At 70.2% G+C, this 23029-nt stretch carries 26 protein-coding genes; 16 read left to right on the top strand and 10 right to left on the bottom strand.

Annotation, left to right across the window (positions count from 1 at the left end):
- Positions 1-91 precede the first annotated feature (91 nt).
- The 3 genes from ABZV77_RS29110 (at position 92) to hutI (ending at position 3969) form a co-directional block, all read left to right on the top strand.
- Complete coding sequence (locus tag ABZV77_RS29110) at positions 92-1294, top strand: allantoate amidohydrolase (RefSeq protein WP_356263602.1); 1203 nt, start codon at positions 92-94, stop codon at positions 1292-1294.
- The gene (locus ABZV77_RS29105; RefSeq protein WP_356263599.1) at positions 1291-2643 is read left to right on the top strand and encodes a formimidoylglutamate deiminase; all 1353 of its coding nucleotides are present in this window, start codon (positions 1291-1293) and stop codon (positions 2641-2643) included. The genes ABZV77_RS29110 and ABZV77_RS29105 overlap by 4 nt, the downstream gene beginning before the upstream one ends.
- Before the next feature lie 150 nt (positions 2644-2793).
- Positions 2794-3969, top strand: coding sequence for an imidazolonepropionase (gene hutI, locus ABZV77_RS29100; RefSeq protein WP_356262909.1), 1176 nt, complete (start codon positions 2794-2796; stop codon positions 3967-3969).
- A gap of 34 nt (positions 3970-4003) precedes the next feature.
- On the opposite strand, the gene ABZV77_RS29095 is transcribed toward hutI, so the two are convergent.
- Positions 4004-4792 carry a glucose 1-dehydrogenase gene (locus tag ABZV77_RS29095; RefSeq protein WP_356262906.1) on the bottom strand — a complete coding sequence of 263 codons (789 nt, stop codon included), beginning with the start codon at positions 4790-4792 and terminating at the stop codon, positions 4004-4006.
- 87 nt (positions 4793-4879) lie between these two features.
- Here ABZV77_RS29095 and ABZV77_RS29090 point away from each other — a divergent pair, with 87 nt between their 5' ends.
- A complete protein-coding gene (locus ABZV77_RS29090) occupies positions 4880-5749 on the top strand; it encodes a helix-turn-helix transcriptional regulator (RefSeq protein WP_356262903.1) in 870 nt (289 codons plus the stop codon).
- Between the two features lie 6 nt (positions 5750-5755).
- On the opposite strand, the gene ABZV77_RS29085 is transcribed toward ABZV77_RS29090, so the two are convergent.
- From ABZV77_RS29085 to ABZV77_RS29060, 6 genes are all read right to left on the bottom strand, one after another.
- The gene (locus ABZV77_RS29085; protein WP_356262901.1) at positions 5756-5953 is read right to left on the bottom strand and encodes a hypothetical protein; all 198 of its coding nucleotides are present in this window, start codon (positions 5951-5953) and stop codon (positions 5756-5758) included.
- 214 nt (positions 5954-6167) lie between these two features.
- Entirely contained in the window at positions 6168-6704 is a 537-nt protein-coding gene (locus ABZV77_RS29080) for a DUF6879 family protein (protein WP_356262898.1), read from the bottom strand.
- Positions 6705-6741: 37 nt separating this feature from the next.
- Entirely contained in the window at positions 6742-7266 is a 525-nt protein-coding gene (locus tag ABZV77_RS29075) for a DUF6879 family protein (RefSeq protein WP_356262895.1), read from the bottom strand.
- Between the two features lie 12 nt (positions 7267-7278).
- Positions 7279-7494: a DUF397 domain-containing protein gene (locus ABZV77_RS29070; protein WP_356262892.1), complete on the bottom strand. Its 216-nt coding sequence runs from the start codon at positions 7492-7494 to the stop codon at positions 7279-7281.
- A 27-nt stretch (positions 7495-7521) separates the two neighbouring features.
- Entirely contained in the window at positions 7522-8667 is a 1146-nt protein-coding gene (locus ABZV77_RS29065; RefSeq protein ID WP_356262889.1) for a hypothetical protein, read from the bottom strand.
- Between the two features lie 157 nt (positions 8668-8824).
- Positions 8825-9478: a DUF5753 domain-containing protein gene (locus tag ABZV77_RS29060; protein ID WP_356262886.1), complete on the bottom strand. Its 654-nt coding sequence runs from the start codon at positions 9476-9478 to the stop codon at positions 8825-8827.
- Between the two features lie 114 nt (positions 9479-9592).
- On the opposite strand from ABZV77_RS29060, the gene ABZV77_RS29055 reads away from it, so the two are divergent.
- Entirely contained in the window at positions 9593-10945 is a 1353-nt protein-coding gene (locus tag ABZV77_RS29055; protein WP_356262884.1) for a hypothetical protein, read from the top strand.
- A 13-nt stretch (positions 10946-10958) separates the two neighbouring features.
- Here ABZV77_RS29055 and ABZV77_RS29050 read toward each other — a convergent pair whose 3' ends face one another.
- Both ABZV77_RS29050 and ABZV77_RS29045 read right to left on the bottom strand, forming a co-directional pair.
- Positions 10959-11252: a DUF397 domain-containing protein gene (locus tag ABZV77_RS29050; RefSeq protein WP_356262882.1), complete on the bottom strand. Its 294-nt coding sequence runs from the start codon at positions 11250-11252 to the stop codon at positions 10959-10961.
- Positions 11233-12084 (bottom strand): helix-turn-helix transcriptional regulator, encoded by an 852-nt coding sequence (locus ABZV77_RS29045; protein WP_356262879.1) that lies wholly within the window; start codon positions 12082-12084, stop codon positions 11233-11235. The genes ABZV77_RS29050 and ABZV77_RS29045 overlap by 20 nt, the downstream gene beginning before the upstream one ends.
- Positions 12085-12200: 116 nt before the next feature.
- On the opposite strand from ABZV77_RS29045, the gene ABZV77_RS29040 reads away from it, so the two are divergent.
- The 5 genes from ABZV77_RS29040 (at position 12201) to ABZV77_RS29020 (ending at position 15700) form a co-directional block, all read left to right on the top strand.
- Positions 12201-12590: an ATP-binding protein gene (locus ABZV77_RS29040; protein ID WP_356262876.1), complete on the top strand. Its 390-nt coding sequence runs from the start codon at positions 12201-12203 to the stop codon at positions 12588-12590.
- Entirely contained in the window at positions 12591-12935 is a 345-nt protein-coding gene (locus tag ABZV77_RS29035) for a hypothetical protein (RefSeq protein ID WP_356262873.1), read from the top strand.
- Positions 12936-13100: 165 nt separating this feature from the next.
- Positions 13101-14360: a DNA sulfur modification protein DndB gene (locus ABZV77_RS29030; protein WP_356262870.1), complete on the top strand. Its 1260-nt coding sequence runs from the start codon at positions 13101-13103 to the stop codon at positions 14358-14360.
- Between the two features lie 258 nt (positions 14361-14618).
- Positions 14619-15008 (top strand): hypothetical protein, encoded by a 390-nt coding sequence (locus ABZV77_RS29025; protein ID WP_356262869.1) that lies wholly within the window; start codon positions 14619-14621, stop codon positions 15006-15008.
- Between the two features lie 2 nt (positions 15009-15010).
- A complete protein-coding gene (locus ABZV77_RS29020) occupies positions 15011-15700 on the top strand; it encodes an aspartate/glutamate racemase family protein (RefSeq protein WP_356262866.1) in 690 nt (229 codons plus the stop codon).
- 131 nt (positions 15701-15831) lie between these two features.
- On the opposite strand, the gene ABZV77_RS29015 is transcribed toward ABZV77_RS29020, so the two are convergent.
- Entirely contained in the window at positions 15832-16794 is a 963-nt protein-coding gene (locus ABZV77_RS29015; protein ID WP_356262864.1) for an RNA polymerase sigma factor SigF, read from the bottom strand.
- A 238-nt stretch (positions 16795-17032) separates the two neighbouring features.
- On the opposite strand from ABZV77_RS29015, the gene ABZV77_RS29010 reads away from it, so the two are divergent.
- The 6 genes from ABZV77_RS29010 to ABZV77_RS28985 all read left to right on the top strand — a co-directional run bounded on the left by ABZV77_RS29010 (position 17033) and on the right by ABZV77_RS28985 (position 22895).
- Positions 17033-17401, top strand: coding sequence for an STAS domain-containing protein (locus tag ABZV77_RS29010; protein ID WP_356262861.1), 369 nt, complete (start codon positions 17033-17035; stop codon positions 17399-17401).
- Between the two features lie 269 nt (positions 17402-17670).
- Positions 17671-18180, top strand: coding sequence for an ATP-binding protein (locus ABZV77_RS29005; protein WP_356262858.1), 510 nt, complete (start codon positions 17671-17673; stop codon positions 18178-18180).
- A gap of 230 nt (positions 18181-18410) precedes the next feature.
- Positions 18411-19157, top strand: coding sequence for an LPXTG cell wall anchor domain-containing protein (locus tag ABZV77_RS29000; RefSeq protein ID WP_356262855.1), 747 nt, complete (start codon positions 18411-18413; stop codon positions 19155-19157).
- Positions 19158-19264: 107 nt separating this feature from the next.
- Positions 19265-20287 (top strand): hypothetical protein, encoded by a 1023-nt coding sequence (locus ABZV77_RS28995; RefSeq protein WP_356262852.1) that lies wholly within the window; start codon positions 19265-19267, stop codon positions 20285-20287.
- A gap of 86 nt (positions 20288-20373) precedes the next feature.
- Positions 20374-21519 (top strand): hypothetical protein, encoded by a 1146-nt coding sequence (locus ABZV77_RS28990; RefSeq protein ID WP_356263597.1) that lies wholly within the window; start codon positions 20374-20376, stop codon positions 21517-21519.
- Positions 21516-22895: a hypothetical protein gene (locus ABZV77_RS28985; protein ID WP_356262849.1), complete on the top strand. Its 1380-nt coding sequence runs from the start codon at positions 21516-21518 to the stop codon at positions 22893-22895. Before ABZV77_RS28990 ends, ABZV77_RS28985 begins: the two co-directional genes overlap by 4 nt.
- Positions 22896-23029: the final 134 nt, after the last annotated feature.

Raw genomic sequence — 23029 nt, 5'->3', positions numbered from 1 at the left:
GGGGTCGGGGGCAGCAGGTTCAGCCCCTCCGGCGTTTGAGGAGCGGGGTCCGGGGCGGAGCCCCGTGTCCTCCGCCCCGTCGTTCCAGGAGATGTGGCGAGACCTGGCACCCATCGGGCGGGACGCCAGTTCTCGCGGCTACCGCCGCTACGCCTGGACGGGCGCCGACACGGACTGCCGCGCCTGGTTCAAGGCGCAGGCGGAGTCCCGCGGGCTCACCTACGAACTGGACCGCAACGGCAACCAGTGGGCCTGGCTCGGCGACCCCGCGGCCGGTGACGCCGTCGTCACCGGCTCCCACCTGGACTCGGTCCCGGACGGCGGCGCCTTCGACGGCCCGCTCGGCGTCGTCTCCTCCTTCGCCGCCCTGGACGAACTCCGTTCCCGGGGTGCGCAGTTCACCCGCCCCCTCGCCATCGTCAACTTCGGCGACGAGGAGGGCGCCCGCTTCGGCCTGGCCTGCGTGGGCTCCCGGCTCACCGCCGGACAGCTCACCGTCGAGGCCGCGCACAAGCTCACGGACGGCGACGGCGTGACGCTGCCGCGGGCGATGGAAGCGGCGGGCTACGACCCGTACGGCATCGGCCCCGACCCCGAACGCCTCGCCCGCATCGGCGCGTTCGTGGAGCTGCACGTCGAGCAGGGCCGCGCCCTCGACCTCTCCGGCGACCCGGTCGGCATCGCGTCCGCCATCTGGCCGCACGGCCGCTGGCGCTTCGACTTCCGCGGCGAGGCCAACCACGCGGGCACCACCCGCCTCGTGGACCGCAGGGACCCGATGCTGTCGTACGCGGAGACGGTCCTCGCCGCCCGCCGCGAGGCCGAACTCGCGGGCGCGGTGGCCACCTTCGGCAAGATCTCCGTCGAGCCGAACGGCGTCAACGCGATCCCGTCGCTGGTGCGCGGCTGGCTGGACTCGCGGGCGGCCGACCAGGCCACCCTCGACACGGTCGTCACGGGCATCGAGAAGGCGGCCCGCGAGTACGCGGAGCGCCACGGCATCGACCTCGACGTCGTCCGCGAGTCGTTCACGCCGGTGATCGAGTTCGAGGACGCACTCCGTGACGAGCTGGGCACGATCCTGGACCCCCGGGCGGAGCGCCCGCTCCCGGTCCTCGGCACGGGCGCCGGACACGACGCGGGTATTTTGTCCGGCTCGATCCCCACCGCCATGCTGTTCGTACGGAACCCCACGGGTGTCTCGCACTCCCCGGCCGAGTACGCCGCCGAGGACGACTGCCTGGCCGGGGTGACCGCACTGGCCGACGTACTGGAAGGGCTGGCGTGCAGGTGACGACGGAGACCTACTGGCTTGAGCAGGCCTGGCTGGACACGAACGTCGAGCCGGGGGTCGCGGTCGACGTGGCGGGCGACCGCATCACGGCCGTCCGCAAGGGCGTCGACGCGCCCCCGCCCGGCGCGACGGTCCTGCGCGGCCTGACACTCCCCGGCCTGGCGAACGCCCACTCGCACGCCTTCCACCGCGCCCTGCGCGGCACGGTCCAGGTCGGCTCCGGCACGTTCTGGACGTGGCGCGAGGTCATGTACTCGGTGGCCGACCGCCTCACCCCCGAGACGTACCACGCGCTCGCACGGGCGGTGTACGCGGAGATGGCGCTGGCAGGCATCACGACGGTCGGCGAGTTCCACTACCTCCACCACGGCCCCGGCGGCACTCCGTACGCCGACCCCAACGCGATGGGCGAGGCGCTGATCCAGGCGGCGGCCGACGCGGGCGTACGCATCACGCTCCTCGACACGGCGTACGTCGCCTCCGGACTGCTCGACGCCGAGCGGGGCAAGCAGCCCGACCGCCACCAGCTGCGCTTCTCCGACGGTACGACGGAGGCGTGGGCGGAGCGGGCCTCGCTCCTCAAGGACCGCCCGCACGCCAGGATCGGCGCGGCGATCCACTCCGTACGAGCGGTCCCGGCGCGGCAACTGGGCACGGTGGCGGAATGGGCGGCGGCCCGCCGTTCCCCCCTCCACGTCCACCTCTCCGAGCAGACGGCGGAGAACGACGCGTGCCGTGCGGTCCACGGCTGCACACCCACGCAGCTCCTCTCCGAGCACGGCGTCCTGGGCGACCGCACCACGGGCGTCCACAACACGCACCTCACGGACGAGGACATCGCGCTGCTGGGCGGCACGACGACGGGCACCTGCATGTGCCCGACGACGGAGCGCGACCTCGCGGACGGCATCGGCCCGGCGCTCCGCCTCCAGCGGGCAGGCAGCCCCCTCTCCCTGGGCAGCGACAGCCACGCGGTGATCGACATCCTGGAGGAGGCCCGCGCGATGGAGCTGAACGAACGCCTCCGCTCGCACACGCGCGGCCACTGGACCGCGGCGGCCCTGCTGCGCGCGGCAACGGCGGACGGCCACGCGGCACTGGGCTGGCCCGATGCGGGCACCCTGGAGCCGGGCGCCCTCGCCGACCTGACGACCATCGCCCTGGACTCGGTCCGCACGGCGGGCCCGGTCCCGCGCCTGGCAGCGGAGACGGCGGTCTTCGCGGCGACGGCGGCGGATGTCAGGCACACGGTGGTGGGGGGCCGCCATGTCGTACGTGACGGTGAACACGCCCTGGTCCAGGACGTGCCGTCGGCGCTGATGGAGGCGGTTGCGGCGCTGAGAGACTGACGCACCCTTCTCTGATCCCGTCCCGGCCGATTTCAGCCCCTCCGGCGTTTGAGGAGCGGGGTCTGGGGCGGAGCCCCAGTTTCGGGAAGGGGCGGGATCGGGGAAAGAACCCCGCTCGCACCTCTACCCCCACCCACCCGGGAGACGCCCATGCCCCGCACCACCCTGATCACCAACATCACCAGCCTCGTCACGAACGACCCGGCGCAGGGCGACGGAACCCCGCTGGGCCTGCTGACGGACGCCGCCGTGGTCCTGGACGGCGAGACCATCGCGTGGGTGGGCCCGGCGGCCAAGGCCCCCTCGGCGGACGAGACGTACGACGCACAGGGCCGCGCCGCGATCCCCGGCTTCGTCGACTCCCACTCCCACCTCGTCTTCGCGGGCGACCGCACCCAGGAGTTCAACGCCCGCATGTCGGGCCGCGCCTACTCCGCGGGAGGCATCCGCACGACGGTGGCGGCAACGCGCGCGGCCACGGACGCCGAGCTGGAGGCGAACCTCACCCACTACCTCACCGAGGCCCTCCGCCAGGGCACGACCACGTTCGAGACGAAGTCGGGCTACGGCCTGAACACCGAGGACGAGTCCCGCGCCCTGCGCATCGCGGCGCGCCACACCGACGAGGTCACGTTCCTCGGCGCGCACATCGTCTCCCCGGACTACGCGGAGGACCCGGCAGCGTACGTGGACCTGGTCACGGGCGAGATGCTGGAGGCCTGCGCCCCCCACGCCCGCTGGGTCGATGTCTTCTGCGAGAAGGGCGCGTTCGACGGCGACCAGGCCCGCGCGATCCTGACGGCGGGCAAGGCGAAGGGCCTGCACCCCCGCATCCACGCGAACCAGCTGTCGTACGGCCCGGGCGTACAACTCGCGGTGGAACTGGACGCGGCGAGCGCCGACCACTGCACGCACCTGACGGACGCGGACGTCGACGCACTGGCTCAGGGCAACACGGTCGCCACGCTCCTCCCCGGCGCGGAGTTCTCCACCCGCGCCGAGTGGCCCGACGCCCGCCGCCTCCTGGACGCGGGCGCGACGGTGGCCCTCTCCACGGACTGCAACCCGGGCTCGTCGTTCACGTCCTCGGTCCCGTTCTGCATCGCCCTGGCCGTACGGGACATGGGCATGACCCCGGACGAGGCGATCTGGTCGGCGACGGCAGGCGGCGCGGCGGCCCTGCGCAGGGACGACGTGGGCCGGGTCGTGGCAGGGGCCCGAGCGGACCTGGCGTTCCTGGACGCCCCGAGCCACGTACACCTCGCCTACCGTCCGGGCGTCCCGCTGGTCAGCGAGGTGTGGCGCCGGGGCGCGCGGGTGGCCTGAGCGCTGCGTGACGTGAGCTCCGCGTGACGTGACCTCAGGCCCACATCCCGCCGTCGACCCGCAGGACCGTGCCGGTGACGTACGAGGCCCGGTCGCTGAGCAGCCAAGCGGCGGCCTGCGCGATCTCCTCGGGATCGGCGGCACGCCCCAGAGGCGTCTGGGAATTGAGGTTGTCGATGGTGCCGGGGGACTCGGCGTCCCACTCGCGGAGCATCTCGGTGAGCGTGGTGCCGGGCGCGACGGCGTTGACGCGGATGTTCTCCGGCCCGTACGTGACGGCGGCGGACGCGGTGAGGCTGTTGAGCGCCCGCTTCGTCGCCCCGTACGCGGGCAGGGCGGGGTTGGCCAGCAGGCTGCCGACGCTGGAAGTGTTGACGATGGCGCCGCGCTGCGACGTGGCGCGGATGGCGGCGACCTCGGCGTTCATGGCGAGCCAAGGCCCCTTGAGGTTCACGGCGCACACCCGGTCGAAGTCGTCCTCGGACAGCTCGTCCATGGGCCCGGGAGGCTGCCCGGTAGCCCCATTGTTGAAGGCGACGTCGAGCCGCCCGTAAACCTCGACGGCCCGCTGGACCGCCCCCCGGACGCTCCCCGCGTCGGAGAGATCGCACACGACGTACTCCGCGACGCCACCTTCGTCCCGTATCCCCTCGACCACGCTCTTCAGCTGCGCCTCGGTACGAGAGGCGAGCACCACCCGCGCCCCCTCCCGGGCGAAGAGCCGAGCGGCGGCGGCGCCGATGCCGCGCCCGGCGCCGGTGACGAGGGCGACTTTCCCAGTCAGCAGACCTGCGCCGACGACGTTCGATGTATTGATGTCCATACCGAGGAGCCTGCGGGGCCCCGCCACCCTCATCCAGGCACCACCAGTACCTGGCTGACCACCTGCGATGTCCCGCACACTTGAACGGTGAACCGACAAGGCCGGGAACGGGAACGGGAACGCGAACTGGCGGGCTTCCTGCGCAGCAGGCGCGAGCGCATCGCCCCCACCGACGTGGGCCTGCCCGCGGGCCCGCGCCGCCGCACCCCGGGCCTGCGCCGCGAGGAGGTGGCGCAGCTGGCGTACATCTCGACGGAGTACTACACGCGCCTGGAACAGGCTCGCGCCCCGCACCCGTCCCGAGAGGTCCTGGCCCAACTCGCCCGTGCCCTGCGCCTGACGGACCCGGAACGCGACCACCTCCACCACCTGGCAGGCGTCCCACCGGGCCCGCCGCCCGGCCCTTCGCGGGAGGTGCGGCCGAGCATCGTCCAACTCCTGGACCGACTCCCGGAGGCGGCGGCGATCGTGCTGTCGGCGACGTACGAGGTCATCGCCTGGAACAACCTGGCGGCAGCGCTGATGGAGGACTTCTCGCTGCTCCCGCGCCGCGACCGCAACCTGGTCCGACGCACGTTCCTGGGCCCGCACGAGGACGGCGGACGCCTGTACGGAGTCTCGGACGCCGACGAGTTCTCCCGAACGATGACCCAACACCTCCGCACGACGGCGGCGCGCTACCCGGACGACCCGGAGGTCACATCCCTGGTGAGGGAACTACGCGCCAACAGCGAGGAGTTCACGTCCCTCTGGTCGACCCACGAGATATCCGCCCGCCCCACCCTCTGCAAAACCTTCCAGCACCCCCTGGTCGGCCGGGTCACCGTGCACTGCGACGTCCTGGACATCACGGACCGCGACCAGCGCGTCTTCATCTACACGGCGGCCCCGGGCTCGGAGGAGGCGATGAGGCTGCTGTCGGTGGTGGGCACGCAGCGGATGGACGTACCGGGCTGAGTGCCGCTAGCCGACCGTCAGGTTCGTGAACCGGACCGTGACGCTCTGGGCGTTGCCGGTCTGAGGGTCGTCGACCTTGATGACCCTGGGCTCTTGCAGGGTGTACTGCTTCGTCGCATTGCCCGAGGTGTCCACCATGCTGAGGGACGCCGTCCCGGGCTGGGTGTTGCCGTCGACGGCGGGCCGGGACCATTTCCCTGACACTCACCGGTCAACGACCGCTTGTGCTGGACGACTTGAGTCTGCGAGCCGCCTGGCCCCGGCCGCCACAAGTAGCGGCCAGAACGGGAAGCCGGGACGTACGACCCCTCCACTGACCAGGCGAAACAAACCACGGATGGAACGCTGGAACGGGACGCCCACGGCGGGAGCGCGGGAGACCCTGATAGCTCCTGGGCTCCGTTCCTGTGCTTGTGTCTCAGGTTCGATAGACACTGAACGGCACGGCGCTTTCCAGTGCGAGGTCCCGCCAGGCGAGGTACTTGTCCATGTCGGGGTTCTGAATCAGCTCTCGGGCGATCTGCGTACCGTCGGGGCGGTAGTTGAGGTGTACGACCGTCGTCTCGTCGAACATCCAGAAGTCCTGATCAGGCAGCCCCGGGTTCGGCCGGTCCGTCACATCAACGATCCGGTAGTCCTCCCCGGCCGCGACATTCCCGGGAACGCACCACTCGAACAGGTACCGGCTGTACGGCGTGAGCGGTCGGCGCACGATTTTGGCGCGTGCCATCGTCCGCCCGGCCGCAGCGTTGTCGCTGACAGTCCGATGCCATGAGGCGTTGAAATCACCAGGCTTCTCGGCCCCGGCGAGGAAGTCGCGCACCGTCTCGGCCTCGGCGGGCATGGTGTACGTCTGGTGCACTTCGAGCCGGAAGGCGGAACGCTTGAAGTCGCGGAAGCACGCCTGCCAGGTGTCGCCGTCCAGCAGGACGGGGCTAGCGCCATCCACGGGCACGGGTTCCTCCCTCATGGTTCGTCCAGCGCCCCCGAGCTCAGTCGGGCAGGCCATTCACGTACTGCCGGAAAGGCACGGCGTGCGCCAGGGCCGCGCGTTTCCACTCCCGGTACGGGGACGGATCGCCCTCGTACGCCTCGCGGCCGATCTGAGTCCCGTCCGGGCGGAAGTTCAGGTGCGCGATGCGGGACTCGTCGAACACCCACCAGTCACGCCCCGAGAGCGGCAGGCCGAAGTCCTCCCGCGTCACGTCCAGGACGCGGATGTCCTCTCCCGCCGCGATGTTGCCGGGGATTCCCCACGCGAACTGGTACCGCTGGTAGTACGTGAGCGGCTGGCGCACGACGCGGACGCGGCCGATGCGTCGGCCGGACCCGACGCATCCGCGCACGCGTTCGTGCCAGCGGGCGTTGTGGCCGGAGGGCTTGGCCTCGCCCCGGAGAAAGCGGGCGACGTTCTCCTGCTCCTTCGGCATGGTGTACGTCGGCTGCGCCTCGAACCGCCACGCTTCGTGGGTGAAGGCGTCGAAGAACCGCCGCCAGTCCTCGCCGTCCAGCGGCATGGGCCGCCCTCCTCAGCCAGTCGGTTCGCCCGCCGCGACGGCGGTGATGAAGGGGGCCCACGCCGTCGCCGGGAACACGAGGGTGGGGCCGGCCGTCATCTTGGAGTCCCGGACGGGGACGAGCCCGGGGAGGCCGTCGGCGACTTCGAGGCAGAGGCCACCGCCGCCGTTGCTGTAGCTGCTCTTGCGCCACTGGGCGGCGCCGAGGTCAGTCGGGATGCTTGCCATTTTTGTCTTCCTCCGCTGTTGTCGAGGTCACTTTCCGGACCGCAGAATTTCTCCGGGATGGTCGAGCCACAGATGCTCACTGGCCTCGTCATAGGTGAGACCGAGGCGCGTGTAGTGAGGCTGCCCTACCAGACGCCACGCGCTGTACGCCCCGACCAGCTCTTCCCAGAGGTTGCGCTCCCCGTAGACGGTCACCGCCCTGTCACGCCACCACTCGTCGTAGTTGACGATCGTGACCGACGTTCCCTTCTCGTCGCAGAGCTGCACCTGCTTGTCCTCGCCCTCCCCGCGGTGGGAGAAGGACACGTCCGGCAGATACAGCCCCAGCGCGAAGTCCTGGGCCCAGCCACGCCCCAGGACCTCTGCGGGATCAATGGGCGAGGCTTCCTTACGGCTGTCGGCCGGTGGAGTGAGCTGGCGCGTGGGCCGGTGGCTGCGCACCCACATGTAGCAGGCCCCGCCCACGAAGCGCCCTGAGGCGACCCGCCCCTGTACGCGCAGCTTCAACAGGCCGCCGCTTGCGTAGAGCGTGTTGAAGGGCGTCAGGATGATCGCGCCGTCGTTGGGCTGCTCACGCCACGGACGAGGGATGCTCCGTACGGCCGCCGTAGAGATGACCCTGTCGTAGGGGGCGGTCGCCGCCCAGCCCTCCAACCCGTCGCCGCAAATGGTTGTGGGCGTGTATCCGGCACCCCGGAGGTTCTTGGCCCCACCCGCAGCCAGGACGGGATCGAACTCGACCGTGGTCAGGCTCCCGCTGCCGATCCCTACGCCTTCGCTGAGCAAGGCGGAGTCGTAGCCCGACGCGGTGCCGATGTGTAGAACCCTGTGGCCAGGCTCGACCGAGAGGTGGTTCAGCTTCTCGAAGACGATGTCCAACGCCGAGATCGAGGAAGTGAAGTCCCCTTTGAGTGGGCCCTGTTCCGCAGTAGACCCGTCGTCCATCTGCGTGATGAGTGAACGATGGGTGTTCCACACGGCCCTGCGCCACGCGTCTTCGTCGGCCGCCCTGTCGATCACCACGTGTCGGCCATGGTCGTCCGTGCCGTACCCCCAGAACGCGTCGGGAGCGAAGACCTCGCGGTCTACGACATCGAAGGCCGCCCGAAGCCACGGGGACCGGAAGGCCCCCATGGCTTCCAGCTCTCGGCGAGCGATTGCTCGGTAGTCCATGTCAGCTACCGACTCGGGCCGCCGCCGTCGGGGCTCGGTGGAGCCGGAGGCGGCGTCCACGGCTTGTCGCTCGGCTCACCCTTGTGTTTGTCCACGGGTCCTCCTTGTTTCGTCGATTCGTCGAGTCGGGGTTTCGTTGGGGCGGGCGGTGATTCCGTCAGCCCGGCGAGCCCAAGGCCGCCAGTTCGGCACGCACCACGGCCTTCGCGTCCTCTCCGTAGACCGCTGACCGCTCCAGGAGACTGAAAGCCTTCTGATAGCGCTGGACCTGGGCATCGTCGGTGTACGTCGGGGCTCCTCCGAACAGTTCGACTTCTACGCGCTTTCCGTCGAAGATCCCGAAGCTGTTGCCGGGGAACACATGGAGCTGGGTGCGGCTCGGGATGATTCCGAGCGTCACTCCCGGTAGCGCGAACGACTCAAGAATCCGACTGAGTTGACCGCGCATGACGTCGGTGCCGCCGATGTTGGAGCGAAGGGACTGCTCGCCCAGCAGGGTCCTGTACGTACGCCCGTCCTTGCCGAACAGCTCGGCGCGCGCGGTGCGGGCCCGGACACCGGCCTCGATGTCCCGCGGCGTTTCGAGGAAGTCGACGACAAGGGTGAGCATCGCTCTCACGTACTCGGGGGTCTGGAGATTCCCCCAGATCACGTCGGGGCAATAGTGCTTGGTTTCCTTGGTCTCCCTGACCAGATTCAAGAAGGCTTCCTGTGTCGGTCCCATACCTTCCTGGTGAAGCTCGTCCCAGGTCTTTGCGCTACCTTCCGGCATGTCTGCCCCCAGGAGTACCTGCTCCGCTGGATTGATCACTTACGGCTGGTTCTGACACTCAGGTAATCACCGGCCGATGGTCCGCGGGTACCGTGGAGAGGCGGGCATCGTGAAAGCTGTGAAAGAGCTGTCGGAGCTGTCGGGAGATTCGCCATGCCGTCTACTTCACGTACGCCGAACCGCAAGCTCAGCGCGCTACTTGACCAGGCGGGGTGCCAACGGCAGGAGCTCGCGAGGGCCATCAACCGGGTAAGTGTCCTCGCGGGATTTCCGTTGCATCTGACCGGTCAGGCGGTCTCCAACTGGATCAGTGGTGCCAATAAGCCAAAGGACCAGGTCAAGCCTCTGTTGCTGGCTGCTCTGTCGGAGAAGTGCGGCCGCCCGATCAGCCATGAGGAAGCTGGTCTGGAAGCGCATGCGTCCACCGGGGGCGAGCAGCACCTCGACACAGTCGAGCAGTTGCTCGACTTCGGTCGGGCGGACATGGATCCGTCCCGACGCGGCGTGCTCGCCGCCGGTGTGTTCTCGGCGGCGCTGGCCGTCCCGGTCTTCGGCAGTCCGTACGCGCACGCCGACGAACCGGTCGCGCCGGGCAAGGCCACCACCCGCATCGGCGCTTCGCAGGTCGCGAGCGTGCGCCGCACCACTGGACGCATCGCCGACATCCTCGACGAGGACGGCGCCGGTCATGCTCGGCCCATGGCGGCGGCGTACCTCGTGAACACCGTCGCACCCTGGCTGCGCGCACAGGCCACCGTGCAGGTGGGGAACGACATGAAGGCCGCCGCGTCCGACCTGACCTATCTCACCGGCTGGATGGCGATGTACGAGAAGGACCACGTCGTCGCCCAGCGCTGGTACTTGAAGGCGCTCGACCTGGCGGACAAGGCCGAGGATCACGTCACGTACTGCCGCACCCTGCGCGGCATGTCGCTCCAGATGACGAGCCTGCGGTACGGGCAGAAGGGGCTGGAGTTCGCCGACTCCGCCGCCGAGGCCGCCCCGAAGGCCGGACCGCGTCTGGTCGCGTTCCTCCGGGGGCAGCAGGCCCACGCCGCCTCCATGGTCAAAGACCGTCGGCAGGCCCACCTCCGGCTGCGCGAGGCGGAGGACGCCCTCTCCAAGGCCGACAACCGCCGGGACGCGGTCGGTGGGTACGACAGGACGGCGTGGCTGTTCCACGTGTCGCATGTGCTGTCGGAGGAGAACGACCTGCCCGGCTCCATCAAGGCGTTGAAGGAGTCCATCGAGGTACAGCCAGCGCAGGAACGCCAAGGACGGGTGCATTCGTACGCGCTGCTTGCCCAACGTCAGTTGCAGCTCGGACATGTCGACTCGGCATGCCAGTCCTGGGGCTGTTTCCTCGACGAGTACGACCAGGTGTCATCGGCCCGCGGAGACGATCATTTCCGCACGATGCGCGAGAGCATGCGCCCGCACCGGACATCGCACGGGGTCCGGGCGCTGGCCGAGAGGGCACGCGAGGTCGCGACGCTCAAAGCGTAGGCCTCTCGGCCGCTCAGATGGCTGGTTCGCCCGTCGTGACGGCGTCGATGAAGGGTGCCCACGCGGTCGCCGGGAACACGAGGGTGGGGCCGTCCGTCATTTTGGAGTCGCGGACGGGGACGAGGCCGGGGGAGCCGTCGGTAACCTCGACGCACTGGCCGCCATCGCCGTTGCTGTGGCTGCTTTTGCGCCAGTGGGCGGCGCCAGGGAAGCGCTCGGCAACTTCGACGCAGTCGCCGCCCGACCCGTTGCTGTGGCTGCTCTTGCGCCAAACAGCTGCGCTCAAGTCAATCTGGCTGTACGCCATTTCCGTAGTCCTCTGCCGCTGCCTCGACCATGGCCAGGGACGCCTCGGGTGGCAATGCGGCGGCCCTGAGCAGATCGTACGACCTGCGGTAGTCCTTCACGAGCGCTGGGTAGTCGATGAGCTGGCCACTGTGAAGTCCCTCGGTGTAGACCACGGGTGGGGCGTCCGGGAAGGTCATGACCTTGCTCATGCCCATCATGAAGGGGTGGGCTGCTGCGGTTTCCGGAAGAATCTGCAGAACGCCCTGCGAGGAGCGGACCACCGCCAGGATTCGCTTCAGTTGGTCCGCCATCTGCTCGGGCGGAACCAGAGGCTTGCGGATCACCGACTCGTTCAGGATTGCCCAGAAGCCAGGAGGCGCGACCCGCTCCCAGAGCGTCGCACGCTCCAAGCGCGCGATGACCTGCTTCTCCACGATGTCCGGCCGCAGCCAGGGCAGTGACGTCCGTACGACGTTCTCGGCGTACGCCCGCGTCTGCAGCAATCCGGGAACCAGCATCGGCGCCCACTCCTCGATGCTCTCCGCGAACCGCTCCATCTCCGCGACATCCGCGAAGTACTCGGCATGCCCGCCCTGGCGGGCCCTGCGCGCATCTTCGCAACGGCGTTGGAAAAAGCCGTCCGTCTGGAGCTTGTCGTCGACGTGCTGGGCCAGATCGGACGGCATGCGTCGCTCGCCGCGCTCGATCTGGCTGAGGAAGGAGACGGCGCGGAAGCTCCCCGCGGCCAGACCTTCGAGCGTGAGGCCCGCCGCCTCCCTCTTGAAGCGCAACTCCGCGCCGTAGAAGGCCGGGACGCTCGCCGACGCGTCGGGATCCTTACGAGGAGGCACAACCCACCACCGCCATTTGCCAGTTACTCTGCGCAACCCGAACCCCTGTCACGTTACGCCGACCCCACGCCACTGTGTGACCGCATCGTCACAGAGCGCTCGGAAGGCGTACCCCCATGCAAGGACCACCCCCCACCTCCCCAGACTTCGAACTCTCCCTGCTCGCCGTCCCCAAGGCAGTTCCCGAAGTCCGCCGCACCCTGAGCAACCACCCCCTCGGCAGCCCCCACCCCGACGTCCAGCTCTGCGTCAGCGAACTGCTCAGCAACGTGATCCGGCACCTCGGCGAGGGAACGCCCGTCACCGTCCGCCTCACCACCTCCCGCGACCGGATCCGCGTGGCCGTCACCGATCCGGACCCCCGCGCCTGGCCCCTGCTCCGCAGCGCGGGCCGCGACGACGAGACAGGAAGAGGGCTCGCGCTGCTCGACGCCGTCTCGCTGCGCTGGGGCGTCGAGCAGGGGCCCGACAGCAAGACCGTCTGGTGCGAACTGGGGGAGGGGTAGGTGCTGCGCCGTATTCTCGCCCGGCTGCTGCCCGGGACCGGCGCGCGACGGGCCGTCGTGGCAGGGGGTGCCGTCACATCCCGTCGCGCCGTCGAGCCGCCGGACCAGGCCACCCGGCCGCCGCGCCCCGAGGCCGACGGCCCCCGCCTCCCGCGCAGCCCTTACGCACGTGAGGCCGCCGAGGGACGCACCGTCGACGTCAGCGAAGTTCCCCTCACCCGCCCCTACTACCGCACCGCCGAGCTCCGCCTCCTCCAGGCAGAACGGCGGTTGGCGCTCGCCCTCGCGCTGGAGGGCGTGGACTGCGGTCCGGGAGTCATTCACGGCGTGGCACTGCCCGCCTGAAACTCCCGCCCCGCCCCGCCATGCGAGCACGGACCCGAAGTTCAGCGCGGACTACGGGACTTGCAACTCCGCCTGATGCACACCCGTACTTCGTTATGATCGGCCGTCGTACGACCTCGCGGGCCTCAGACGTCCCGAGTAACTCTCGTTCGACAGGGATTCGTTGTGACGGAGCAGACGGCCGAGTACGTAACGGAGATAGACCGGCAGCGCGGTGACCCGCTGAGGGTCCTGGAGCTCAGTCCCACGCGCCTGCTGGCGACCATGCCGTGGGGGCAGCTCGCGAGGATCGTGCCGGACCCGCGCAAGGCGGAGAACACCAAGGCGTTGCGCTATCTCTCCCCCGACGAACGCCAGCAGGCGGAGACCCGCAACGAAGTCCAGCGGAACATCAAGGCCACGAAGAAGGCGGCGAACGCCAAGGCGTACGCCCGCTACCTCGCCGAGGTGCTCAAGGGGGAGCGCGAGGAGCGCTGGGCCACCCCGCCGCTGGCGCTGTGGATCCCCAAGCGGCTGGATACGGTGCGCGCGCAGAGCCCCTTCGGCGTGGACGTCATCGCGTATCTGCCGTTCGACGCCATCGGCGTACTCATGGACGCGGAGACACAGCATCTCGCCCACTACCTGCTGCGTGAGGACGCCGCGTCGTTCGGCGTGACCACGCAGCAGGTCAATGCGCGCCTCGTCGGCGTGGAGATCTACCACGACATCGACCTGGTGGCCGCCCGGCAGATCTTCCATGACCGCAATCTGTTGGGCGTCGTACCGAACAAGAACATCGCGCTCTCCTCGGACTCGTCGAACGTTGCCACGAACATCACGTTGTCGCTGCTCAAGGAGGTGCAGGTGGTAGCCCCGTCCGGGGAGGGGCTGGCGCCGCTCGAGTCGGTGGTCTCCGTCCGCCAGCGGCAGCTGAAGGCGACCGACACGGAGTGGATGACGCTCTCGTCGCTGCGGTCGTTCGTCATTACGGCCCTCTTCGGCAAGGCGGGCTTCGAGAAGACGAGCGGCCCCATCTCCGACCTCCCCGAAGGCTGTACGCGGGACGTGGCGACGGCGGAGATCCGTGAGGTGCTGGAAAGGATCCTGTCGGCGTTCGCCCGGGCCTTCGAGCGACGCAACAACACGGTGATCGCCTCCCCGGCCGTGCTCGCGGCACTCGGGGCGGTCGCGCACCGCGCCATGTCGTGGAACAAGAGCGGGGACGTCCTCACCCCGGACGAGCTGATGGAGCTGCTGAGCGACGTCCAGTGGGATCGAGACCCCGCCTACTGGGAGGGCACGGCCGGAAAGCAGACGGCCACGGGCTCCTTCTCGCTCGCCGGAGGGATCAAGGACAACGGCTCCAAGACCGCTGCGGCCCTGGGAGACCCGGGTTCTCCGCGATTCGACTGGGTTCGGAATGGGCGCCCGCTGGGGGTCTGAGACGAGGGGCACCCCCTAGGAGGTGTCCCCGCAGTTCAACTGCGGGGGTCCCCCGCAGTTTTTTCTGAGAGAAACTCCAGCTTGAGGGCCTGGGGGCGTCAACTTCTGCGCACAATGCGGTAGTTGTGGCGAACGAGCCCCCGCTGTCTTCGCTATCCTCACACTACTCATCCATCTGAGGCGCACCTGGCGTTTCAGTGGTCCAGGTACGTGCGGATTGGAGAGTGAAGTGGGTACTCACCCGGGGGAGGCGCACCCGTGAGTGGTACGGAGATCGCGCTGGCCATCCTTCTGTTGGTGGTGGGCGCGCTCCTGAAGTGGTTCTTCGACTGGGTGAAGGACCGGCCGGGAGTGCGCCGCCAGGCGCAGCTGGATCGCAAGTCGGACACTGCGGCGGCGCAGAGCGAGCTCGTGGACGTGGACGTCGCCTTCCGGCGCCAGCCCGGGCCCACCCCGGAGCAACTCGACAGCCTCTCGGAGCGGCTCAGCAAGGTCGAGGCCGACGCCCCGGAGCAGGTGCGGCCCTGGCTGGTGGCCGTGGTGGGGAGAGTCGACTCGTACGGCGCCGGGCGTTGCAGTGCGGGGGACGTCTCGAAGGCCGTCGAGACGGCCCGCGAGAAGATCCGTCTGTTCCGGGAAGGGCGCTGATCGTGCGGACCATCGGCCTCATCGGCGGCATGAGCTGGGAGTCCAGCGCCGAGTACTACCGGCTGCTCAACGAACGCGTACGTGAGCGCCTCGGCGGGCTGCACTCCGCGCGCTGCGTGCTGTACTCCGTCGACTTCGCGGAGATCGAGCGGCTGCAGGTGAAGGGGGAGTGGGAGCGGGCCGGGGACGTGCTCGCCGCCGCTGCCAAGGGAGTTGAGGCCGCCGGTGCCGACCTCGTCCTCATCTGCACCAACACCATGCACAAGGTCGCCGACCAGGTGCAGGCCGCCCTCTCCGTGCCGCTGCTGCACCTCGCGGACGCCACCGCCGAGGCCGTGCGCGCGGCGGGCGTCACGCGCGTCGGGCTGCTCGGCACCGCGTTCACCATGGAGCAGGAGTTCTACCGGGAGCGGCTCGTGGGGCATGGGCTGGAGGTCCTGGTCCCGGACAAGGCCGGGCGCGGCGTCGTTCACCGCGTGATCTACGAGGAGTTGTGCCTCGGCGTCGTGCGGGAGGAGTCGCGTATCGCGTATCAGGAGGTCATCGGCGGGCTCGTGGACGCGGGGGCCGAGGGTGTGATCCTCGGGTGCACGGAGATCGAGCTGCTCATCGGGCAGGAGCACAGCCCGGTGCCGGTGTTTCCCACGACCCGGCTGCACGCTGAGGCCGCCGTCGAGGCCGCGCTGAGCTGACCTCCTCGGAGACGGAGACGGAGACGGAGACGGAGGCGGCTGTGGGGCCCGCCTCTCCCGAGGTTTCCCAGGGATTCAAGAGGCGGGCCCCACCGGGGCGTGCAAGTGCGGCGCGGCGTCATCGCGCGCGCTCACTCCTCGACCGTCAGTCCCTTGCGGAGCTTGACGAGAGTGCGCGACAACAGGCGCGAGACATGCATCTGCGAGATGCCGAGCTCTTCGCCGATCTCCGACTGCGTCATGTTGGCGACGAAGCGGAGGGAGAGGATCTTGCGGTCGCGCGGCGGCAGTTCGGCGATCAGCGGCTTCAGCGACTCGACGTACTCGATGCCTTCGAGGCCGTGGTCCTCGTAGCCGATGCGGTCCGCGAGGGCGCCTTCGGAGTCGTCCTCCTCGGGCTGCGCGTCCAGGGAGCTCGCCGTGTAGGCGTTCGAGGCGGCCATGCCCTCGACGACCTCGTCGTTGGAGATGCCCAGGCGCTCGGCGAGCTCGCCCACCGTGGGGGCGCGATCGAACTGCTGGGCGAGTTCGTCGCCCGCCTTGGCAAGGTCCAGACGGAGTTCCTGGAGGCGGCGCGGGACCCGCACCGACCAGCTGGTGTCGCGGAAGAAGCGCTTGATCTCGCCGACGATCGTCGGCATCGCGAAGGTGGGGAACTCCACGCCGCGGCTGAGTTCGAAGCGGTCGATCGCCTTGATGAGGCCGATCGTGCCGACCTGGATGATGTCCTCCATGGGCTCGCTGCGGGAGCGGAACCGGGAGGCCGCGAACTTCACCAGAGCGAGGTTCAGTTCGACCAGGGTGTTACGGACGTACGCGTATTCGTGCGTGCCTTCCTCAAGCGATTCGAGGCGCTCGAAGAGGGTCTTGGACAGGGCCCTCGCGTCCAGCGGCGCCACCTCGTCGTACGGCGGGATCTCCGGAAGGCCCTCAAGGACTTCGTGGGTGTCCTGAGCGCCATCGTGGGCATGCTGAGCCTGTACGGGCTCGTGGGCAGGACCCGGGATCTCGGTGGCGGAGCGGTGCGGCGGGAGTGTCGACGTCGCCTGGTCAGTATGCGATTCGTCGAGCCGGGGTGACATGGTGTCCTCCATCGTTCTCGGCATATGGCTGCCGATGCCAATACGTGCACTGCGGTGTGCGGCGCCTCCAAAGCCGTCCGTGTCGATTGCTGTCCCTTCTACCCCTACCCGCTTCCGCGCTCCGGTCGCAAGTGCGTTCTGCGGCTAAATGTCCGAATTCGGGGGGATGTTCGGGTACCCCGGAACGCCAGGAGGGCGTAATGTTCAGGGGCGTCATCAACAGCCACGACGGTCGGAAGAGAGAGACGGCATGGACCGCGGGACGGTCGGCAGCGCACACAGGGGCCGACTTCTGGTCGAAGTCCGGAAGGTGGGGACGAGTGCCGTCGTGACCCCGGCGGGTGAGTTGGATCACCACACCGCCGATGTGTTGCGCGAACCACTCGAAAATTGCCTGGCGGACGGCTATGCACGGCTTGTCGTCGATTGCTCACGCCTTGAATTCTGTGATTCCACGGGGCTCAACGTGTTGCTCGGAGCCCGGCTCAAGGCCGAGGCCGCGGGCGGCGGCGTCCATCTGGCCGGGATGCTTCCGGTGGTCGCCAGGGTCTTCGAGATCACCGGGGCGGAGGCCGTCTTCACCGTCCACGAGACCCTTGAAGCGGCCCTGGGTGAGTGAGCCGGTCATGGGCCCGTCATGTTCCCACGCGATAGTTATGCGGCAGTTGTCGCCATGTGATCATGGCGTTACCAGCGTCACACGGGCCGTGTCGAACTAGTGGGTGTTCTCACGGTTCGTCCGGGCAGGAGAGACCTGGATCCGCTGACAGCGGTCCTCAAAGTCAACAGTCAGAACGGCAAGCAGCCGATGTTCCCTACTCGCCCCGAGCTCTCTACTCGTCCACAGTTCAGAGTCCTCAGTCCTCTTGTCGGTGAGGTGAAGCGCTGATGAGCACCACCCGGCCTTACTCGCCGGGCGACCGCGGCCCGGAGTCCGAGGCCGCAGTCGCGGACGCTCCCGCGGACCGGGCCCCCGGGACGCCCGCCGCCCGGCAGGTCCGCAGGCTGAGCCTGAACGGCGCGAGCGGCATCGTCCCGCTCGCCCGCGACTACACACGGCAGGCGCTCCACGCATGGGGCTGGCTGCCCGCGGAGAACGCCGACCGGCGGGCCGCCGCCGAGGACGTGCTCCTCGTCGTGTCCGAGCTGGTCACCAACGCCTGCCTGCACGCCGAGGGCCCCGACGAGCTCTGGCTGTCCACCGACGGCAAGGTGCTGCGCATCGAGGTCTCCGACCGCGGCACGGGACAGCCCGCGCCGCGCACCCCGCACCGCGCCGGGCGGCCCGGCGGGCACGGCATGTTCATCGTGCAGCGGCTCTGCCTGGACTGGGGCGTCGTCCGCAGTCCCGGGGTCGCGGGCAAGACGGTCTGGGCGGAGCTGGGCGCGCCCGCTTAGCGCGCCCGCCTGCCCGCTCAGCTCGCCCGTCCGCCCTCTGCGGCTGGGCCTTGGCCACCGGTGTTACCCACGGTTCGTACGCGCGCCGGATCACTACGGATCCGGCGCGTCTTTTGTCTTCCCTCGTCAAGGTCCCGGGCGTACCTTGAGCGCCCAATCTGATGTGCCGTCAGTAACACCAGTAACTCCGCACCGCGGCACGCCACGACCGGCATGAGGGGACAAACGAGGTGTCGCACACGAAAAAATCGGCCGCGCTCGCGCTCGCCACCGTCCTGGCCGGCGGCTCAGCGGTGCTGATGGCCGCCCCCGCCGCGCAGGCCACCGTCCAGGACGTCAACTACAAGTGCAAGACGCCGATCGGGGAGAAGTCGGCCGTCTCGCCCATCGACATCAAGAGCGTCAAGAGCGGCAGCGGCTACAAGCTCACCATGTCCTTCCAGAAGGGCGTCTCCTCCAGCCCCGTGGAGCTCGGCAAGGGCGCGATGAAGCCAAGTGCGCTGATCAAGCTGGGCGGCGCGGAGAGCGGCACGGTGCCGGTCTCCGGCGCGACGAACGCCGAGGCCATCCCCGCCAACACCCCGATCAAGATCAGTGACCTGTCGGGGACGTACACGCCCAAGAAGAGCGGCAAGGTCACCTTCACCGCCGGGGTCCTCACGATCAAGGCGCTCGGCACGACCACCACCTGCAATCCGGCCAACAACCCCAAGCCGTCCCTCGAACTGGACGTCAAGGGCTCCGGCGGCGGCACGGGCGGCTCCGGAGGCACGGGCGGGTCCGACTCGGGCGGTACGTCGGGCGGCTCCGGCACCACGGGCGGCTCCGACAGCGCACCCTCGGGCGGCGAGCTGCCGCAGACCGGGCCCGCGGACTCCGCCGTCGCCCTCGGCACCCTCGGCGGCACCGTGCTGCTCGCGGGAGCGGCCGGTGCGCTCTGGCTGACCCGCAGGAACCAGGCGGCTCGCTCGCGGTAGCCCGGCAGGACCCGCAGGAAGATCAGGAGCCGCCGATGCCGCCGAAGCCGCCAGAGTCGCCCCAGTCGCCCGATCCGTCGAGGTTGCCGAAGCCGCTGAAGCCGTGGATGACGTCCTCCGCGCGGGGTGCGCTGTGCGCGGCCGCCCTGGTGGCGGCGGTGGTGGCGGGCGCGGTGCCTGCGTACGCGGACGGCGGCGGCTCGGCGAAGTGGTCCGTCGCGCCCTTCGCGGGCGGCGGCACACGGCCCGCGAAGGACGGGCGGCCCTCCTTCTACGCGGAGGGCACCCCGGGCGCCGTGCTCCAGGACACCCTGGCCGTCACCAACCCGGGCCCGAAGCCCCGCACGATCTCCCTGCGGGGCGCGGACGCGGGCAACACCGGCTCCGGGGCATACTCCGTCACCCCCGCCAAGGGCACGCCCAAGGACACCGGGGCGTGGATCACCTTCGCGAAACGCCAGGTGAAGGTCCCGCCGCGGACCCGGGCCGAGGTGCCGTTCACGCTGACCGTCCCCACGGGCGCGCTGCCCGGCGACCACCCGGGGGCCATCGTCGCGAGCGGCGGCGGCCGCACGGTGGGGGTGCGCGTGGACCTGCGGGTCGGCGGGCCGACGCTCTCGGCGCTCACCGTCGAGCGCGTCAAGGTCGACACCGACGCGGGGAGCATCGCGTACGACCTGGTCAACCGCGGCAACACCGTGCTGACCCCGAAGCTCGCGGTGCGCGCGGACGGTGTCTTCGGCACCCTCATCGACCGCCCCGCGCGCACGCTGCCGGTCGAGCTGCTGCCCGGCCGCAGGGTGTCCCTGACCGAGCCGTGGCCGGACGCTCCGGCGCTCGACGCGGTCGACGTCGAGCTCACGGCCACGGCGTCGGGCGGCGCCCGCGACACCGCCACCGCCTCGGCCCGCTTCGTGCCGTGGGGCGCGGTGGCGGGCGGGGGAGTGCTGCTGCTCGCCGCGGCGGGCGGGGCGCTCCATCTCGTACGCAGACGGAGGCGGCGTACGGAGGAGGAGCGGGCGCGGGAGCCGGAGCCCGGGGCCGGGTCCGGGGCCGGGTCCGGGGATGAGCCCGAACAGAAGCGTGGAGCAACGCAGTTGGCGCGAGCGGGGACGGGAGACGAACTGTGAACGGGAAGAACAGGCCCGGCTCGGGGGCGACCGCCGTGCTGGCCGTGCTGGCCGCGGTGGCTGTGCTGGCTGGGCTCGGGTTCGCGCTGCTGCCGCAGGCCTCGGCGGCCGCCGCGGATGACAAGCCCAGGCCCACCGTGAAGCTCTCCGCGTCCCAGGCGGGCAAGGGCGGCTCCGTCACCGTCAAGGGCGCGGGGTGGCGGTCCGACGCCCTGCTGATGATGCTCGTCTGTGGCCAGTCGGCCCCCGGCAAGGGCGTCGTCGGCGGCACCAACTCCTGCGCCAACTCCGACGGCCGGGCCGTCACCACGGACGGCGACGGCGCCTTCAGCAAGAAGCTCCCCGTGGCCGAGCCGCCGGAGCCCTGCCCCTGTGTCGTCCACGTCGCCACCGTGACCGGCGAGAAACAGCAGGTCGACGCGGTGCTGAAGGTCGCGGGCCACCCCGTGAAGGCGCTGCCCGAGCAGGCCGGGGGCGGCAAGCTCTCCGTCCTGACGGACACCGGTCTGGAGGGCTCCAGCGGAGTGCTCACCTGGTTCGGCGCCCCGCCGCAGCGCAAGCTCGAATTCACCGTCGGCAACGTCGGCTCGGCACCCGTGAAGAACCCGGTCTTCCAGGTCGGCACCTCCCACGGCGTGTTCGCGCCGGAGTGGGAGGAGCAGCAGTGGCGCGGCACGATCGCGCCCGGCAAGAAGGCGCAGATCAAGCTGCCGGTGGAGCTCTCGGCGGGCGCACACGGCGACTACCTGGTCTCGCTGAAGTTCGGCGGGAAGGTGCTCGCCGAGCAGCCCTGGGGCGTGGGCCGCCCGTGGGGCGTGACCGTCTTCTGGATCCTCCTCTGCATCGTCGTGCCCGCGGCCGTCTTCCGCATCGGCATGGCCGTCGTCGACCGGCTCAGGCCGAACCGGCGCCGCGCCGCACGCTCAGGCCGCCACCGCACCGGCCGCCTGGCCGAACTTGCCCGCCGCATGCCGCAGTTGAGGCTCCCGCAGGGAGCGGTCGACGCGGACAGGAAGGCCGGGACGGCCCGGGCGGCGGGCGGCTCGCGTACGTCGTCCCACGCGGCGTCCGCACCTCGTACGAACCCCACGGGGGCACCTGGCGCGAGCGGCTCCGCCGGTACGGAGTCCACGGCGGCCCTGCCCTGGTTCACCCCCGACACAGACCCCGGCGCACCCGCAGGCCGGCTCTCCGCACCGTCCGACGACAGTCCGACGAAGGGAACCACGTGAGCACGCAACGACGGAGAGCGGGCGCGGCTTCGGTCGCGCTCCTGCTGGGCGGAGCGGGCATCCTGCTGACCGCAGGCCCCGCACAGGCCGCCCCGGCCGCCGAGGCCGCAGAAGTCGCCTACAAGACGGAGTGCATCCCCCCGCCGATCTCCAACCTGCCGCCCGTGCAGGGCACGACCAAGGTCGAGATCACCGCACCGGCCACGGCGAAGGTGGGCGACGAGGTCGACGTCGTGTGGAAGACGACGCAGGCCGCCTCCAAGAACCCGGACGTCCTCGACCTGGGCGAGAACACGGTGCTGCCGACCGGCACGATCAAGCTGGGCGGCGGCCAGGCCGGTGACCTGAAGATGGCGGGGGAGCGCAAGAACCCGCCCATCAAGAAGAACAGCCCCATGCTCCTCTCCGACATGAAGGGCAAGCTGAAGCTGACCGCGGCGGGCGAGGTGACGCTGACCCCGGACGCGTACAACATCAACGTCAACAAGCCGATCTCGACCGACACCAAGTGCACGCCGAAGGAGCAGGTGAAGGCGGGCGCGACGATCAAGGTGACGGCGGGGGGCGGCAGTTCGGGCGGTACGTCGGGCGGTACGTCGGGTGGTTCCACCGGCGGGAACGCGGGCGGATCCTCCTCTGGCACATCTGGCACATCTGGCACATCTGGTACCTCTGGCGGCTCCTCCGGCGGGGGCGACGGGAAGACCGACTTCCCCGGCAAGGAGGTCCAGACCCCGTACAAGTGCAAGACGCCCATCGGCGACAAGGAAGCGACTTCGCCGGTCCAGATCAACGCCAAGAAGAGCGGCGGGAGTTACGGCCTGACCGTCCAGTTCAAGAAGGCCGTGATGGACAGCCCGGCCGACATCCCCGCGGACTCCGTGAAGCCGTCGATGGAGGTCAAGCTGGGCGGGGCGGACAAGGGCACGGTGCATGTCGAGGGCCCGACCAACAAGGAGCCGATCAAGTCCGGCGACCCGATGACCATCCCCGACCTGACCGGGACGTACAAGCCGGGCGCCGACGGCAAGTCGACGCTGTCACCGGGTGTCCTGACCGTGAAGGCCCTGGGCACGACCACGACGTGCACACCGGCCAAGAGCGAGGTCTCCCTCGAACTCGACACGTCCGCGCAGCCGGGCGGGGCGGCGGGCGGCTCCGGCACGGCGGGCGGCTCCGACGCGGGTGGCTCCGGCACGGGCGGCTCCGGTACGGCGACCGGGGGCGGCTCGTCCTCGGGCGGCGGCGGCCTGGCGGACACGGGCGCCGACGACAACGGGGCGCTGCGGGCGCTCGGCCTGGTCGCCGGAACGGTGATCCTCCTTGGCGGAGCCGTCTTCACCTTCCTCCCCAGGAGGCGAGGCGGCCTGCGCTGACCCGCACCCATCCGCGGGCCGTTCGTGGCTGGTCGCGCAGTTCCCCGCGCCCCCAAGAAGGGCGCTTGCGGCGCCCCCCAGGGGGGCGGGGGGCGGGGGGGGCGGGGCGCGGCGGGCGGGGCGCCCCCCCCCCC

It is taken from the genome of Streptomyces sp. NPDC004732 (genome assembly GCF_040609235.1).
Lineage (GTDB): Bacteria > Actinomycetota > Actinomycetes > Streptomycetales > Streptomycetaceae > Streptomyces.
Note: the sequence above shows the minus strand (reverse complement) of the source record. Positions and strands in the feature narration are given on the sequence as shown.